The following is a 14,565-nucleotide window of genomic DNA, read 5'->3' on the forward strand; positions in this document are numbered from 1 at the left end:
GTTCAATACAAAGAATAGATAAGAAAAACCGCGTTAACTTATTCGTTTACTAAAATATCAGGCGAAAATATCAACGCCATTAACTGAAGCAGCCATAGATTGCAGAGAGGCAGGAACGTCTAACGCCTCAACCGCGTTTCCCGATGTGTTGCCTAATTGCTGTGAGTAAGAGGGACTATTAGCGTTGCCGCCGCTATTGTTGGCCGTCTGTTGTTGAGTGTGTTGCCAACTGGATGCATCACCGCCTACGCTACTTTGACCAAGGTTGATGCCGCTTTCTGCCATAGCGCTGCGCAAAGTGGGCAGTGCGGCTTCCAGCGCAGAACGAACCTGGCTATTTGCCGATACTAAGTGAATTTGCGCCTGATTATCATCAATTTTCAGACTGATTTGGATCGACCCCAACTCTTGGGGATTGAGGCGTAACTCTGCGCTTTGTTGCCCGTTGCGGCTGAACATGACAATTTGTTGGCCTAACGCATCCTGCCATTGTGGTGAGCTAAACGGCGCATTTAACTGTGTGCCGGCAGGCTGCGCCAGAGGGAACGGGCCACCGGGCAATGTCGATGGCACATTCGCGGCAACAGGAATGGCTGATGTCTGGAGGGTATTTCCAGATGTTCCCGTGGACTCTTGGCCGCCGCGCTCGTTACTGATCAGCGCGGTTGCGGCGGTTAATTTTGCCGCATCAACAAGGGATTGCTCCGTTTCTGCCGTTTGCTTGACCACATGCTGTGTGCCTGAGGCGGATTTCGAGATATCCAAGAGTTGAGATAAAGCGTCTTTAGCCTCATCTTCTGCCACGTCGGCATGGGTTAATGTGCTCACATCCCGGCGTTGAGTATCCGCAAGCTCTGACGGGTTAAGACCGGCATTTTTCATACTGCCGACATTATTGTCGTCAATGGCGGCAGTCGTTTCTGATGCCGCCGGCAACATGGCCAAAAATGCCTGCATGACCGCAGTCGCATCGGTTACGCCGTCATCGTTGTCTAATTTTTTTGTCTTGCCTGATTGCCCGGTGTTTTCGGATATCGGCTTACCGGGCTGTGTCAGCGCGTCAGATAATGCGCTGAATGATGCCAGGAGGGTGTTTAGATTGTCCGTATCCAACGCGTTAATCCCTTTCATCAGCGCGTTTTGCAATGTCTCTTTATCTGTCCTGGCGCCAATAGCTGATTTATCACGGGATGCCGCCGAGGTTTGAGATACATGATTTCCCAAAAGTTCGACAAAATCTTTTGGCGACTCGCCCTGGCTCGACTGAGAAACGGCTGAGCTGCTGCTATCGTTGGCGCTGGTCGTGACAGGTAATGCTGGCAGCTTCATTGTTCTATATTCCTCAGTACGGCCCGTTGGGCGAATTCATCTATCTGTTTTTGTTCTATACGGTTATCTTTGGCGATCTGCCTGACCTTAGCGCGAACTTGTAATGTCTCGAAAGCGTTTAATCGCTGCTGCTTTTCTTGCCACGCCTTCATTGCCAGATCCAGTCGCGAAGTCCACTGTGAAAGCTGTTGCTCGTGTTGTTCAATCGCTTTATCCAGCGTTTGAATGAACTGTTGGTAATTTTGCCAACTGTTATTGGCGATTCCATCGGACATTGTTGTATTCAGTTTTTGACGATAGTCGTCCTGATAGTTTAACAGCATATTCAACTGTTGTTCCGCTACCCGATGCGCCTTACGTACCTGACCTAATTGACCCACGGCTTTTTCAACTTCTTTCTGAGCCAGTTCGCGTAGGGTGATTAGAGGTGACTGGGTTTTCATCTGCTCTCCTACTACTCGTTTTGAGGAAAAATAGTCTTCAATGTCTGGCAGGCTTCATTGTAATTGCTCTGCTCAAACATACCCTGTTGAAGAAAAGCCTCTAACTGCGGGTATAGACGAATTGCCCTATCAAGCGTAGGGTCGCTGCCTGCTGCGTAGGCGCCAACGCTGACCAGATCACGGTTACGTTGGTAGCTGGATAACAACTGTTTAAATTGTCGTACCTCAGCGTAATGCTTTTCATCAATCAATGCGGTCATCGCGCGGCTAATTGACGCTTCAATATCAATCGCGGGATAGTGTCCTGATTCAGCCAATTGGCGCGACAGAACGATATGACCGTCCAATATGGCGCGAGCAGAGTCTGCGATAGGATCTTGTTGATCGTCGCCTTCCGTCAGTACGGTGTAGAAGGCCGTAATCGATCCGCCGCCATGAATGCCATTACCTGCGCGTTCAACCAATGCAGGCAGTTTGGCAAAAACGGAAGGCGGGTAACCTTTGGTTGCGGGCGGTTCGCCGATTGCCAGGGCGATTTCACGCTGGGCCATGGCGTAACGCGTCAGGGAGTCCATAATCAGCAGAACATGGTGTCCGCGATCGCGAAAATCTTCGGCAATCCGCGTTGCGTAGGCTGCGCCCTGCATTCTCAGCAACGGTGAAACATCTGCCGGCGCAGCAATCACCACGGCGCGCGCCCGGCCTTCCGTACCGAGAATATTTTCAATGAAATCTTTTACTTCGCGGCCACGTTCGCCTATCAGACCCACAACGATAACATCCGCCTGCGTATAGCGGGCCATCATCCCCAAGAGCACGCTCTTACCTACGCCCGAACCGGCAAACAGACCCATACGCTGTCCGCGGCCAACGGTTAAGAGCGCATTGATCGCGCGAATGCCCACATCCAATACGTTTTCAATCGGCGTACGCTGTAACGGGTTAAAGGGGGCGGTAATCAAAGGGGCCTTGTATCCTGTATCCGGGGTCGGCAACCCATCCAATGGTCTGCCGGCACCGTCCAATACACGACCTAACAGTTCAGGGCCGAGAGGTAATTGTTTCGCTTGGGTAGTGCTGTCCTGCCCGAGACGGGCATATACCCGGGCGCCGGGGATGATACCCTCGACCTCTTCCATCGGCATCAGAAAGAGTTTTTGACCATTAAAACCAACAACTTCACTTTCAACTTCTTCGACCTGATTTCCGTTTTGGCGCTCGATAAGACAGGTTGCGCCTAATGGCATATGCAACCCTGTTGCTTCCAAAACCAAACCCGTTGCCCGGGTCAAACGGCCATATCGCCGTATCAATGGCGTATCACCAATACGTTTCTCAAATGCGTCCAGAGAAGAAAGCCAGCATCCGAGGCGTGTGGTCATCATAACTCTCCCGGCGCCGCTAAGCGGCAAAGCTCATGCCAGCGAGTCGCCAGGCTGGCATCAAGATCGCCTTCTTCTGCGCTGACTTTGCAACCGCCAGGATGAAGCTGACTGTCTGCCAGCAACCGCCAGCCATGCAGACTGAGCGTCGGGCCCAGGTGCTGTTCAACACGTTCTAAGTCGGAAGGGTGAACTCGCAACTGTGTTTTACCTGAAAACATGGGTTCTTGCTGAATCAGTTGCTGGATCTGGCCAAGCAGCGCGGTGCCGTCGCATACCGGAGGTTGACCAAGAATTTGTTTGGCGGCGGTTAATGCCAGTTGCATCAGACGGGCGGGAATCACGCTATCGAGCGCATCCAGTGTTTGCTGGAACTCCGTTACCATCTGCTGCATCTGTTCAATCATTGGCTGCTGCTGCTGTAACGCGTCCTGCAAGCCTTGCTGTTGACCTTGGCTTAAGCCTTCTTGATAGCCTGCGTCATAACCTTGCTGATGACCCTGCGCAAACCCGGCTTCCCGCGCTTCCTGCCGGGCGCGCTCTTGTAGAGACATGAGCTCGTCTTCAAGTAGCAGGGAGGAATGGGTCTCAGCCACCGTTTCCGGCTCCGGCGTTTCCGGTTCATCAATCACTGGTTTAAATGATGCCGGAGCCGACAGGTCGTTCGGCTTCCACGGTTGCCAGGCAAGGTCATTCGAAGCATCAGACATAAGCATCCTCGCCGCCGCCAATAATCATTTCGCCGCTGTCTGCCAGACGACGAACGATGAGCAGAATGGCTTTCTGTTCGTTTTCGACCTGAGACATACGTACCGGACCACGTGTGGAAAGGTCGTCGCGTAGAATTTCTGCCGCGCGTTGGGACATATTGCGCAGGAATTTTTCGCGCAACGGTTCGTCGGCGCCTTTCAAGGCCAACAGCAGAGACTCGGACTCCACTTCCTGCAACAGGCGCTGAATACTGCGGTCGTCCACATCCACAAGGTTTTCGAACAGGAACATTTCGTCGATGATTTTTTGCGCCAATTCGCCATCAAATTCGCGAACAGCCTCAATGACGGCTTCTTCCTGCTGCGTTTTCATCAGGTTGATAATCTCAGCCGCAGTACGCACACCGCCCATTTTGCTGCGCTTGAGGTTTTGTCCGTCCAGCAGGCCGTTGAGAACATCGGTCAATTCGGCCAATGCCGAGGGCTGAACGCCGCCAAAGGTCGCAATACGCAGCATGACGTCATTGCGTAAACGATCCTCAAACAACGCAAGGATGTCCGCCGCCTGAGAACGCTTCAAATGCACCAGAATGGTCGCGATAATCTGTGGGTGCTCGTCGCGAATCAGGTCGGCCGCAATCTGAGGCTCCATAAAGTTGAGGGTTTCCATGCCGCTGGATGTCTCGCGACTTTCCAGAATATCTTCCAGCAAACTGGATGCGCGCTCCTCGCCAAGCGCCTTGATCAATACGGAGCGCAGGTAATCGCCGGCATTCACGCTAAGAGCGGCATATTGCTCGGAATCCGCCTCAAACTCTTTGAGAATCTCTATCAGTTGCTGCTGCGACACTTGGCGCAGGTTGGCCATGGCAGAGCTGAGATGCTGCACCTCTTTGGTTGAAAGGTGAGTAAAAACTTCGGCAGCCCGATCTTCACCGATGGTCATCAATAAGATGGCGCTTTTTTCCGTTCCAGTCAGGTTCATAGTTCACCACTCATCCATTGACGAATGACCAGCGCGACCACGCGAGGGTCGTTCTCCGCCAGTTCACGTATTCGGTTACTTTGCATTTCAGCAGTCACACGTTGCTGAGATTTCCTTTGCTGCTCGACTTCAGACGTACTGAGGTTAACGACAACATCGTCATTGTTTTTATTCTGGCTGGCAGCAGCGACTGCGGCTTCTTGTTGCTGCGCTTTTCTCTGCAACTGCGGACGAACGAGTTTACGATACAGAACCCAGGCAACGATCAGTACCAGCAGCCAGCGACCGGCCTCCATCAGCAAATCGAAGAATCCTTGCGTTTGCCAGAAGGGGAGTTCGCCCGTGCCTTCTGTCGACTCCATAAAGGGCGTATTCACCACGTTCAATGAGTCTCCGCGTTCAGAGGAGAAACCCATAGCCTCGCGAGCAACGTTTTCAATCTGTTTGATTTGGTCTTCTGTCAGCGGAACGGGCTTGCCGTCTTCACCTGGCGGCAAATAGTTAACGATGATCGCCGCGGACAAACGTTTTACTCCACCGGTACTGTGCTTGGTGTGCAGTATGGTCTTGTCGACTTCGTAGTTTGTCGTGGCGTCATTACGGACATTGGAGGTCTGGATGGCGGCATTGGTATTGGCGTTCGCATTGGCCTGCGCACCAGCCGCATTGTTATTTTGTTGGCCGGCCTGATTATTGGCATTGGCGTTTGCGTTGTTATTCGGCGGCGTTGTAATCGGCGCGGTAGGCGCAGGCGCGGGTTGATTAGACAAGGCTCCGGGAACGCCACCGACGTTAGGTCCCCCTCGTTGCTCGCTCTGGCTGGTTTGTTGAGAACGAATCGCCGCCTTATCCGGTGACGGATTTGGCTGATACTGCTCGTCAGTTTGCTCACGCGCGGAGAAATCAATTTGAGCGGTCACCTGTGCGTGTACGTTCCCCATGCCGACGATAGGCGCAATAATGGCTTCTATACGGCGCTGATACATGGCCTCGACTTCATTACTGTATTTGAGTTGGGCAGCGTTCAGATCACGGCCGGCTCCACCTGCCTGTGTGAGCAGACGGCCTGTCTGATCAACCACCGTGACATTGTCAGGCGGCAGCCCTGCGACGCTACTGGAAACCAGGTAAACGATAGAGTTGATTTGTCCTTCGTCTAATGCACGGCCCGGCTGTAACGTCAATGTGACCGAAGAAGAAGGGGATTTCTGCTCGCGAACAAAGAGAGAGGGTTTAGGAATGGCCAAATGCACGCGCGCGTTTTGCACCGGGCCTAGTGTTTCGATGGTTCTTGACAGTTCACCTTCGAGCGCGCGTTGGTAATTAACCTGCTCGCTGAACTGGCTGATACCGAATTTTTCCTGGTCGAGCAATTCAAAACCGACGGCGCCCCCTTTCGGCAACCCCAGTTGTGCAAGACGTAAACGCGTCTCGTGAATATTATCCGCCGGTATCATTATCGCCCCGCCGTTATCGGCAAAACGATAAGGGATATTAAGTTTTGTCAGCTCGCTGACGATAGCACCGCCATCGCGATCGTTTATGTTGCTATAAAGTACACGGTAATCTGGTCCTTTAGCCCATAAGGCTAACGCGACAACAATAGCAATCGTTGCAGCCGCTGCAACCAATAGAGGAATTTTGGGATTGGCGCGTAAGCGGTTGAGTATTTCGCCAAAACTGTTTTTACCGGAAGCGGTGCCGGCTAATGAGGCGTTCATACTCGATCTCTGCTTGGTTGTTGAACGATAGACTTAACGTTGTGACGTGACAAAACAGAACTCCTGATTGCGCAATCAATAAAACAATTCGCCGATAATTAGCGGCATGTCATTATTTTCCGTAAAAGAAAAATCGATGGGTCGATAAGGTGACATTTTTGACGCTAATTACCCCATTTAGTTGTTCTACGGTGTGGTAGGGTTATTGCCGTGTAGTTGTATCCTGTGCCGTCAGCTCGGCGGTAAGCAATGTTATGCATTATTAATAAATAGATGATTCAATGTGTTATATCTTTTGGAAGATATGGGCAGTGAATGATCGACTCGCCGGATTCAGTGAGGTGTTATGTCAGTTCAAGGTATTGAAGGCGTATTACAGCAGATGCAGGTTACCGCGTTGCAAGCCGCTAATAATACGCCTGTCGCCAAACCCGCTATAGAGCCGGGTTTTGCAAGCGAGCTAAAATCAGCCATTGATAAAATCAGCGATACTCAGCACCAGGCGCGCGCGCAAGCTCAAAATTTCACCCTGGGCGTCCCAGGCGTTGCATTGAATGATGTAATGGTTGATCTGCAAAAATCATCAATCTCTATGCAAATGGGCATTCAGGTTCGAAACAAGTTGGTATCCGCCTATCAGGAAGTCATGAATATGACGGTGTGAATATTTTAGTAATTCTTCTTCCTCCATTCCCTAACGCAATGTTGTGGGGTAGGTAGGTTATTACTAAAAGCGTCGTGCAGGTATTTGGTATTAAAAAAACCCGCCTATCCGTTTGCTGGTTTCTGGCGGGTTATATTTTATTTTACTGTTTCGATTCATCAGATAATAACTCACCAGGCAATACCTGATGACCGGCGAGTCCGCTGTATTTCGCATTGAGTGATTTTTGTTTTAACGACTGTCCCATCAATGAGCTCAACTCATCCATCCGCTTTTGCAGCAGTTGCTTAATTTGTGCTTCATTATCCAGGACTTGCTGTAAAACCTGGCGAAAATGTAATTGCATAACGCCATCAAGATTGGTAGGAATCGGTGTTTTGCTCAGGTTTTCTACAGACTGGACATAAACAATCTCTTGGGCAACCAAGGCATCCCATTCTCCGTTTATTGCCAAATCAAGGATTGTTTGACTTAAGGTCAGAAGGTGCTGATAGCTTCTGAGAAGCTGAAGGTTATCCATTAACCGGCTTCCTGCGGTTGATAATTCGGGTTGATTTGTCGCCAGGCATCGGCAATGTTGTCGAGCAATGACTCTACTTCTGCAATCGCCTGCTGATCATTATGTAAATTAGCCTGTATCAAGCGCTGGGCCATATAGTCATACAGCGCGGACAGGTTTTCCGCCAGTTCGCCGCCTTTTTCCATATCCAGACCCACTTTCAGCCCATTGGTAATGATGTTGATGGCTTTTGATAACGCCATGCCTTTACCGGCAATATCACCTTGCTGCATCAGAATGCGGGCCCTGATCATGGCGCTCTTCGCGCCATCAAATAACATTACGATCAACTGATGCGGACTGGCGCTCATTACTGAGCTTTCAAGGCCCACGCGCGCGTAGGCTTGGGCATTTCTTGTATACATCGTGTTACCTCGTTAACTACTTACTATTGCTGATCGCATTGAACTGCGAAGTAAGGTAGCTTGCCGTGCTATCCAATTGCGACACAAGTACATCCAACTGGGTAAACTGCTTCTGGTAGCGGGCAATGGTCACGTCAATACTGTCGCTAACCTGAGTATATTGTTTTTCCAGTTTTTTCAGCGTGCTGTTGATGCCATCTTCGGAGGCTTTAATCACGCCGTCCGTGCTGTCCAGCACCGTTTTCAGGTAGCTGCGCGTCTGGGTGGAAAAACCTGTTTCTTTGCCGTCACCGGCAAAAAACGCTTTCACGTTCGCAGGCTCCTCTTTCAGGGTTTTATCTAGTTTGGTGCCGTTGATTTCAAGCTTACCGGTCTGAAAGTTCTGGGTGATCCCCAAATCGGCCATAATGCGGATATCCCCGCTGTCGCTCTGTAAGCTGGTTAGCTGACTTTTTAACTGACTCTGAATATTGCGGACGGTGCTGTCGCCCAGCAGTGCGCCGTTGCTGGTACTCTGATCTTCGCCTGCTTCCACGGCGGTGTATTTGGTTTGTGTGGCAATGGTATCCAGCACAGCGTTATACGCATCCACCCAGGCGGTAATCGCCTCTTTCATGCCGCTGGTGTCTTGCGCGATTTCCAGCGTTTCGGGGGTATCCGCTGTCGTGGTGCTTTGCAAAGTCAAGGTTACGCCTTCCAGCGCATCGTCAATGGTGTTGGTTTGGCGTTCAATCTCAATGCCATTTACTGAAATAATCGCGTTCTGCGCCGCCACTTTCTGCTCAATGGTGCCCAGTACGCCACTATTGTCGGTTACCGTGATTTGCCCCTCGGTGCCGGTGTTTTTCGACGTCAGCATTAAATAATAGCTATTGTCATTGGCTTTAATGATACTGGCGCTTACGCCGCCATCCGCTTTATTGATCGCGTCACGGACATCGGTCAGCGAGGTTTTACCACCGGTAATTTGAATATCAAGACTTTCGCCGTTGGCCTGTGCAATCGTCAGAGTGGTATCACTGCTGCTCAATGCGTTGGTGGCGCTTGTGGCAACGGATGAAGTGACGGAGTGTGATTGAGCGAGCTGGCTAACACTCACATTATACACCCCCCCCACGGCAGCGCTGTCAGTTGTGGCGGTGAACGCTTTATTGGTGCTTTTTACCGATGTGCTGTTGATGGCATCAATTGAACCGGAATTGCTGGTAGCGGATTCAGGCTTTGCCAGCGCTTTAGTGGCGGTATCCAATTTATCCAGCGCGCTTTTTACCGTGCTGAAGGCGGATAATTTCGCGTTATAGCTGGTTTGCTGATCTGTTATCGGTGTCAAGCGTGCTTTCTCAGCCGTTTCCAACTGGGTCAACAGTTCGTCCAGGTTCATACCGGAGCCAACGCCTAGAGAAGAAATAGTTGCCATAATAGAATCCTTAAGTTCGCTTCACGAAAAATCCATGTTAACAATATCGGCAGATAATGACGGAAGTTTAGTAAAAGAAAAAACCGATACAGAAATATAAGAGGGCGTGATTTGGATGTATATAAATAGCGGAAAAGACAGTCAGATATAAAGTAAAAAAGGTGATCAAAAAAATTAAAGGTTCTTTTGCATGCGCCGATACAGTTTAGGACGGTGATATAACCCGTGGGTCTAACCCGAAACCTACAATTAATTAAGGAATCATGATTATGGCAGTAATTAATACTAACACCATGTCTCTGGTTACCCAGAACAACTTGAGCAAATCGCAATCTTCTCTGGCTACTGCCATTGAGCGTTTGTCTTCTGGTAAGAGCATCAACAGCGCGAAAGACAATGCGGCTGGTCAGGCGATTGCCAACCGTATGACCGCTCAGGTTAAAGGTCTGAGCCAGGCCGCTCGTAACGCCAACGACGGTATCTCTCTGACCCAGACTGCCGAAGGCAACCTGAACGAAATCAACAACAACTTGCAACGTATTCGTGAACTGGCGGTGCAGGCTGCTAACGACACCAACAGCAGCACAGACCGTGGGTCCATCGCGACTGAAATGCAACAGCGTCTGAACGAAATCAACCGTGTAGCCAGCTCTGCATCTTTCAACGGCACCAAACTGCTTAACGGTTCTGCTTCCGGCGGCATCAGCATTCAGGTTGGCGCCAACACGGGTGCTGACGAAGTCATCACTATTGATTCCGGCGCGCTGGTTAATGCGACCACCGGAAATGGTCTGGCAAGCGGCGTAGCCTCTGGCGTTGCTGCTTTCGCAGCGGATTTAAGCGGCGCTGTCGGTGGCAGTGGTGGTTTGGCCCAGGCTATCGTTGCAGCGGTTGATACCGCTCTGCAAGAGGTTGACACTGCACGTAGCAACCTGGGTGCGATTCAGAACCGTTTCGAATCCACCATCACCAACCTGAACAACTCTGTTAACAACCTGTCTGCCGCTCGCAGCCGTATCGAAGATGCAGACTACGCGACGGAAGTGTCCAACATGAGCCGAGCACAGATCCTGCAACAGGCTGGTACGTCTGTACTGTCTCAGGCCAACCAGGTTCCTCAGACCGTGCTGTCTCTGCTGCAATAATCGACACCTGTCTGATTCTTCTTCAAACCCGGCGCCGCCGGGTTTTTTAATTCTGTTATTAGCACCGCTTTTTACCGGGTTTTCTTCGCATCGCATCGCCCGCTTTTCTTTCATACTGGTTGCAATATTGCCGTTAATCCACCCGAAGGTATGGCGCTATGCCGCATGTTTATCTTTCCACGTTGCAGTTAACCGATTATTCCGATGAGGCGCTGGCGACGCGAGACGTCATTGACGCGTTTCTGGCTCGGGGCTGGCAAGTGGATGTCTATGCCCACCGCTACGCGTCTCCGCTGAAAGACGAGTTTGAACTTCAGTATGGCGATGCGCCTTTATGGATTAGCGATGATGTGGAACATCAGTGCGCCGATGCGTACGATTTGCTTTGGTTGCAGTATGGCGCGCTTAGCCCGGCGCTGCTGACGCGCCTGTTGAATGGCGGTATGTCCAGCCGGATGCTGTTCAATCACCTGGCGGTGCAAACCCGGGAAGAGATGCCGGCAGACGTGCAATGTGAAAATCGGTTGGCTGACAAGGTGCTGGTCAGCGTGTCAGGCATGAAAGACCATCTGCGCGACGGCGGTATCAATGACGCACTGATAAATCTATTTGCCAATCCGGTGCCTGAACGCTATTTCGTTTCGTGGCGGCCTAATGAAACGCCGGTATTAAAGAAACTGCTGCTTGTGGTGGATCGTCTGGATAACCATTTCGTTATGTTGGCGCAAGCGTTACAGGCACAGGGAATGCAATGCGACATAAAAGGGCGTGAGCAGGCAATGCCCGAACTGCCCGCCTTATGGGGTGAATACGATGCGGTTATCGCCAATGGCCGAATAGCGCAATATGCCTTGTGTGCGGGCATTCCGGTATATTTGTATCGCGGCCAGGGGTTTCTGGGTTATTTGGGAACAGGGCGATGGGAGCCTGACCTGTTTCGTGCGCATCATCGAGAGCGTGACTTATCCGCCAATGACGCGGTACGGGAAATTGTCGACGGGTATACGGACGCGCTGGCGTCGGCACGGCGGTCAGCGGGAGAATATGCTGTCAATCGCCGCCTGCCGGAACAACTTACTTCACTGCTTGAAAGCCTTGCCGCTCCGTCTCTCAAGACGATTTCCGATCAGGAGTGGCAGCGTTTAACTCTGCATAACCAGACGCTACTCGATAAAACCAAACCAGCCTATTCCGTCGGCAAATGGTTGGATGAACGTCAGATCACGCCGGCCCGCCGCGCACTTTTACAGGCTTATATTCATAATCAGCCGGAACTTGGCCAGACGGCGATCGCGATAGTGGCGGGGGATGGCGAGCCGTCCGCGGCGATCGTCAACACCTGGCAAAGCGTGCGCGAACTCTGGCAACCCGCCAGTGAAGTGTATTTGATCGCGACGCAATGTCCGGCGGAGATGTCGGGCGATGTGAACTGGCTGCCGACGGATAACAGCGGTGTTTCTCAGGTGAACAGGCTGATTGAGCAGACCGCCGCTTCGTTTCTTTTGATCTTGCATGCCGGCGATCGGCTTCTACCCCAGACATTGCTGTTGCTGACCGAATATCGGCTACGCCATGAGCAGGCGCAGGTGTTCTATATGGACGAGGCGCACCGGCAGGAAGGCGAGGTGATGAACCCGGTATTGAAACCTGCCTGTAATATCGATATGTTGCGCAGTTATCCTTACATCGGACGCAATCTGGCGCTAAGCGTTGACAGTCTGCGCCGCGCTCAGGGAATTGATGTGCAACTGGGTATGTCTGGTGTGTTCGATAGCGTATGGCAAGTCATCGAACAGGCCGGACCACAAGCGGTGGCCCATATCCCCGACGTGTTGATCTACACCAGTAACAGCCTGTATGACTGGTTGTCCTGCGCCGAGCTATCCCTTGTCTACCCTCGAATACTGGCTCGCCATCTGGCCCGCTGCCAGATCCAGGGAACGATTGAGCCGGGCAAAAGTGCGGGAACCTGGCGCATTCAATATCAGCATGATTCGCAGCCCTTGGTTTCAATCATCATTCCAACTCGCGACCATCTGGTGCTGCTTACCGACTGCGTAGAAAGCCTGATGGAGAAAACACAGTATTGCCGCTATGAACTGCTGCTGGTGGATAACGGTTCTACTGAGCCGGGCGCCTGCCAGTTTTTGCAGCGTCTGGCCGAGATGGAGTTGGCCCAGATACGGGTACTGCAATGGCATGAGACATTCAATTTTTCCGCCATCAATAATTATGCGGCGGCGCAAGCGCATGGCGACGTGTTGCTGTTTTTGAATAACGACACGGTGATACTGAATGGCGAGTGGTTGCAAGCGTTGCTGCAACATGCTTTGCGACCGGAGGTCGGCATTGTCGGCGCCAAAATGACCTTTGAGGATGGGCGCATCCAGCATGGGGGGATGGTGATGGGGCTGAACGGCAGCGCCGGGATCGCCTTTCAGGGATTGGACGCAGAGGCGTCCGGCTATATGCGGCTTTTGCAGGTAACACATGATTCTGGCGCCGTCAGCGCTGCCTGCATGATGATGCGTCGCGACGTGTTCGATGAATTAGGCGGTTTTGATGCGGAGCAATTTCCTGACTACTTCGGGGATGTCGATCTGTCCTTGAAAGCGCAGCAACAGGGCTATCTAACGGTATGGACGCCCGACGCGCATCTCCGTCATATGGGCGGCGCCTCTCGTCTGTTGGCGCGTTTTGGGGTATCCGCTCTGCCCCAAAATCAGGACATTGAGCCCTTGTATCAGCAGTGGTTCCCGCAATTGGTGGACGACCCTCATTATCACCCGGCTTTTGGCCGGAACGCGCCGGGGTTTGGCCTGGCGCCGGATATGGCGCGGTGCCAGCTTCCCTTGCCCGGTCGCCCCTTGCCGGTGGTGTTGGCGAATCACGCGGACTGGCAGGGTTGCGGTCATTATCGAGTGATGTTCCCGTTCCAGGCGTTGGAGCAGGAAATGCAGATAGAAGGCGGTTTGAAGCATGGCATGGCGGACGTGCTGGATGTGGCGCGCCTCTCGCCGGATGTGATTATTGCTCAGTTGGCTTATGGTCCGCATATGCCGCAGGTCGTAAAAAAATACCGTCAGTATACCCATGCGCAGATTGTGGCGGAATTTGATGATTACATCCTGAACATTCCGATTAACAGCGGTAATAGAAAAAACTTTTTGCAGGAGCGTATTAAGAATTTTCGTCGCGCATTAGAGTCTGTTGACTGGGTGGTGGTTTCCACGCCTGCATTGGCGGACGCGTATTCTGCTTATCATTCGGATATTCGCGTTGCCCACAACCGATTGCCGGTTTCATGGTGGAAAGGATTGACCAGCCAGCGTCGGCAGGGGCGTAAACCGCGGATAGGCTGGGCAGGGGGCAGCAGCCATCGGGGGGACTTAATGTTGCTGCGCTCGGTGATTAAAGCGTTGGAAAATGAGGTGGAATGGGTGTTTATGGGGATGAAACCTGAAGGCATTAAATGCGAGTTTCATGCCGGAGTTCCCATTGAATATTACCCGCAAAAAACCGCCAGCCTTAATTTGGATCTGGCGCTGGTGCCACTGGAATATAACCCGTTTAACGAGTGCAAAAGTAATTTGCGTCTGCTGGAACTGGGCGCCTGCGGTATTCCAGTGATTTGTACCGATATCGAACCTTATCGTTGTGGTTTGCCTGTTACACGCGTGAATAATCGATTTAAAGACTGGATGGAAGCAATTCGTATGCATCTGGCGGATATGGATGAGAGTGCAAAAATGGGCGATCAATTGCGCGAAGCGGTTTATCGCGACTGGATGCTGGAAGGGGACGGGTTGACGGATTGGGTGAAAGCCTGGTTACCCGCATGATAT

General features: G+C 51.8%; 12 protein-coding genes. 3 read left to right on the forward strand and 9 right to left on the reverse strand.

The genetic code is table 11. The features are described from left to right. Positions 1–57: 57 nt before the first annotated feature. From EH207_RS06855 to fliF, 6 genes are read right to left on the reverse strand one after another with little or no spacing between them, the layout of a single operon-like run. Positions 58–1,329: a flagellar hook-length control protein FliK gene (locus EH207_RS06855; protein WP_137713301.1), complete on the reverse strand. Its 1,272-nt coding sequence runs from the start codon at positions 1,327–1,329 to the stop codon at positions 58–60. Continuing rightward, positions 1,326–1,772: a flagellar export protein FliJ gene (fliJ, locus tag EH207_RS06860; RefSeq protein WP_137713302.1), complete on the reverse strand. Its 447-nt coding sequence runs from the start codon at positions 1,770–1,772 to the stop codon at positions 1,326–1,328. Before fliJ ends, EH207_RS06855 begins: the two co-directional genes overlap by 4 nt. 11 nt (positions 1,773–1,783) lie before the next feature. Further along, positions 1,784–3,154 (reverse strand): flagellar protein export ATPase FliI, encoded by a 1,371-nt coding sequence (gene fliI / locus EH207_RS06865; RefSeq protein ID WP_137715291.1) that lies wholly within the window; start codon positions 3,152–3,154, stop codon positions 1,784–1,786. Then, positions 3,154–3,864 carry a flagellar assembly protein FliH gene (gene fliH / locus EH207_RS06870; protein ID WP_137713303.1) on the reverse strand — a complete coding sequence of 237 codons (711 nt, stop codon included), beginning with the start codon at positions 3,862–3,864 and terminating at the stop codon, positions 3,154–3,156. The genes fliI and fliH overlap by 1 nt, the downstream gene beginning before the upstream one ends. Further along, on the reverse strand, positions 3,857–4,849 hold the full coding sequence (gene fliG / locus EH207_RS06875) for a flagellar motor switch protein FliG (RefSeq protein ID WP_137713304.1): 993 nt from the start codon (positions 4,847–4,849) through the stop codon (positions 3,857–3,859). Before fliG ends, fliH begins: the two co-directional genes overlap by 8 nt. Next, positions 4,846–6,570, reverse strand: coding sequence for a flagellar basal-body MS-ring/collar protein FliF (fliF, locus tag EH207_RS06880; protein ID WP_137713305.1), 1,725 nt, complete (start codon positions 6,568–6,570; stop codon positions 4,846–4,848). The genes fliG and fliF overlap by 4 nt, the downstream gene beginning before the upstream one ends. Before the next feature lie 346 nt (positions 6,571–6,916). On the opposite strand from fliF, the gene fliE reads away from it, so the two are divergent. Beyond that, on the forward strand, positions 6,917–7,234 hold the full coding sequence (gene fliE / locus EH207_RS06885; protein ID WP_137713306.1) for a flagellar hook-basal body complex protein FliE: 318 nt from the start codon (positions 6,917–6,919) through the stop codon (positions 7,232–7,234). 142 nt (positions 7,235–7,376) lie between these two features. On the opposite strand, the gene fliT is transcribed toward fliE, so the two are convergent. From fliT to fliD, 3 genes are read right to left on the reverse strand one after another with little or no spacing between them, the layout of a single operon-like run. Beyond that, complete coding sequence (gene fliT, locus EH207_RS06890) at positions 7,377–7,754, reverse strand: flagella biosynthesis regulatory protein FliT (RefSeq protein WP_137713307.1); 378 nt, start codon at positions 7,752–7,754, stop codon at positions 7,377–7,379. Then, positions 7,754–8,158 (reverse strand): flagellar export chaperone FliS, encoded by a 405-nt coding sequence (gene fliS, locus EH207_RS06895; RefSeq protein WP_137713308.1) that lies wholly within the window; start codon positions 8,156–8,158, stop codon positions 7,754–7,756. Before fliS ends, fliT begins: the two co-directional genes overlap by 1 nt. 16 nt (positions 8,159–8,174) lie before the next feature. Further along, positions 8,175–9,575: a flagellar filament capping protein FliD gene (gene fliD / locus EH207_RS06900; protein WP_137713309.1), complete on the reverse strand. Its 1,401-nt coding sequence runs from the start codon at positions 9,573–9,575 to the stop codon at positions 8,175–8,177. Between the two features lie 269 nt (positions 9,576–9,844). Here fliD and EH207_RS06905 point away from each other — a divergent pair, with 269 nt between their 5' ends. Together EH207_RS06905 and EH207_RS06910 are read left to right on the forward strand one after the other, a co-directional pair. Further along, complete coding sequence (locus tag EH207_RS06905; protein ID WP_137713310.1) at positions 9,845–10,720, forward strand: flagellin N-terminal helical domain-containing protein; 876 nt, start codon at positions 9,845–9,847, stop codon at positions 10,718–10,720. A gap of 158 nt (positions 10,721–10,878) precedes the next feature. After that, positions 10,879–14,562: a glycosyltransferase gene (locus EH207_RS06910; protein WP_137713311.1), complete on the forward strand. Its 3,684-nt coding sequence runs from the start codon at positions 10,879–10,881 to the stop codon at positions 14,560–14,562. The last annotated feature ends 3 nt before the right edge of the window (positions 14,563–14,565 follow it).

The sequence above is a fragment of the Brenneria rubrifaciens genome (assembly GCF_005484945.1).
GTDB lineage: Bacteria > Pseudomonadota > Gammaproteobacteria > Enterobacterales > Enterobacteriaceae > Brenneria > Brenneria rubrifaciens.

What these genes read in the sequence shown, in the direction of transcription:
- fliE (WP_137713306.1), top strand. Translation starts at nt 6,917, where the DNA reads ATGTCAGTTCAAGGTATTGAAGGCGTATTACAGCAGATGCAGGTTACC.
- fliD (WP_137713309.1), bottom strand. Translation starts at nt 9,575, where the DNA reads ATGGCAACTATTTCTTCTCTAGGCGTTGGCTCCGGTATGAACCTGGAC.
- fliI (WP_137715291.1), bottom strand. Translation starts at nt 3,154, where the DNA reads ATGACCACACGCCTCGGATGCTGGCTTTCTTCTCTGGACGCATTTGAG.
- fliG (WP_137713304.1), bottom strand. Translation starts at nt 4,849, where the DNA reads ATGAACCTGACTGGAACGGAAAAAAGCGCCATCTTATTGATGACCATC.
- EH207_RS06855 (WP_137713301.1), bottom strand. Translation starts at nt 1,329, where the DNA reads ATGAAGCTGCCAGCATTACCTGTCACGACCAGCGCCAACGATAGCAGC.
- fliS (WP_137713308.1), bottom strand. Translation starts at nt 8,158, where the DNA reads ATGTATACAAGAAATGCCCAAGCCTACGCGCGCGTGGGCCTTGAAAGC.
- fliT (WP_137713307.1), bottom strand. Translation starts at nt 7,754, where the DNA reads ATGGATAACCTTCAGCTTCTCAGAAGCTATCAGCACCTTCTGACCTTA.
- fliH (WP_137713303.1), bottom strand. Translation starts at nt 3,864, where the DNA reads ATGTCTGATGCTTCGAATGACCTTGCCTGGCAACCGTGGAAGCCGAAC.
- EH207_RS06905 (WP_137713310.1), top strand. Translation starts at nt 9,845, where the DNA reads ATGGCAGTAATTAATACTAACACCATGTCTCTGGTTACCCAGAACAAC.
- fliJ (WP_137713302.1), bottom strand. Translation starts at nt 1,772, where the DNA reads ATGAAAACCCAGTCACCTCTAATCACCCTACGCGAACTGGCTCAGAAA.
- fliF (WP_137713305.1), bottom strand. Translation starts at nt 6,570, where the DNA reads ATGAACGCCTCATTAGCCGGCACCGCTTCCGGTAAAAACAGTTTTGGC.
- EH207_RS06910 (WP_137713311.1), top strand. Translation starts at nt 10,879, where the DNA reads ATGCCGCATGTTTATCTTTCCACGTTGCAGTTAACCGATTATTCCGAT.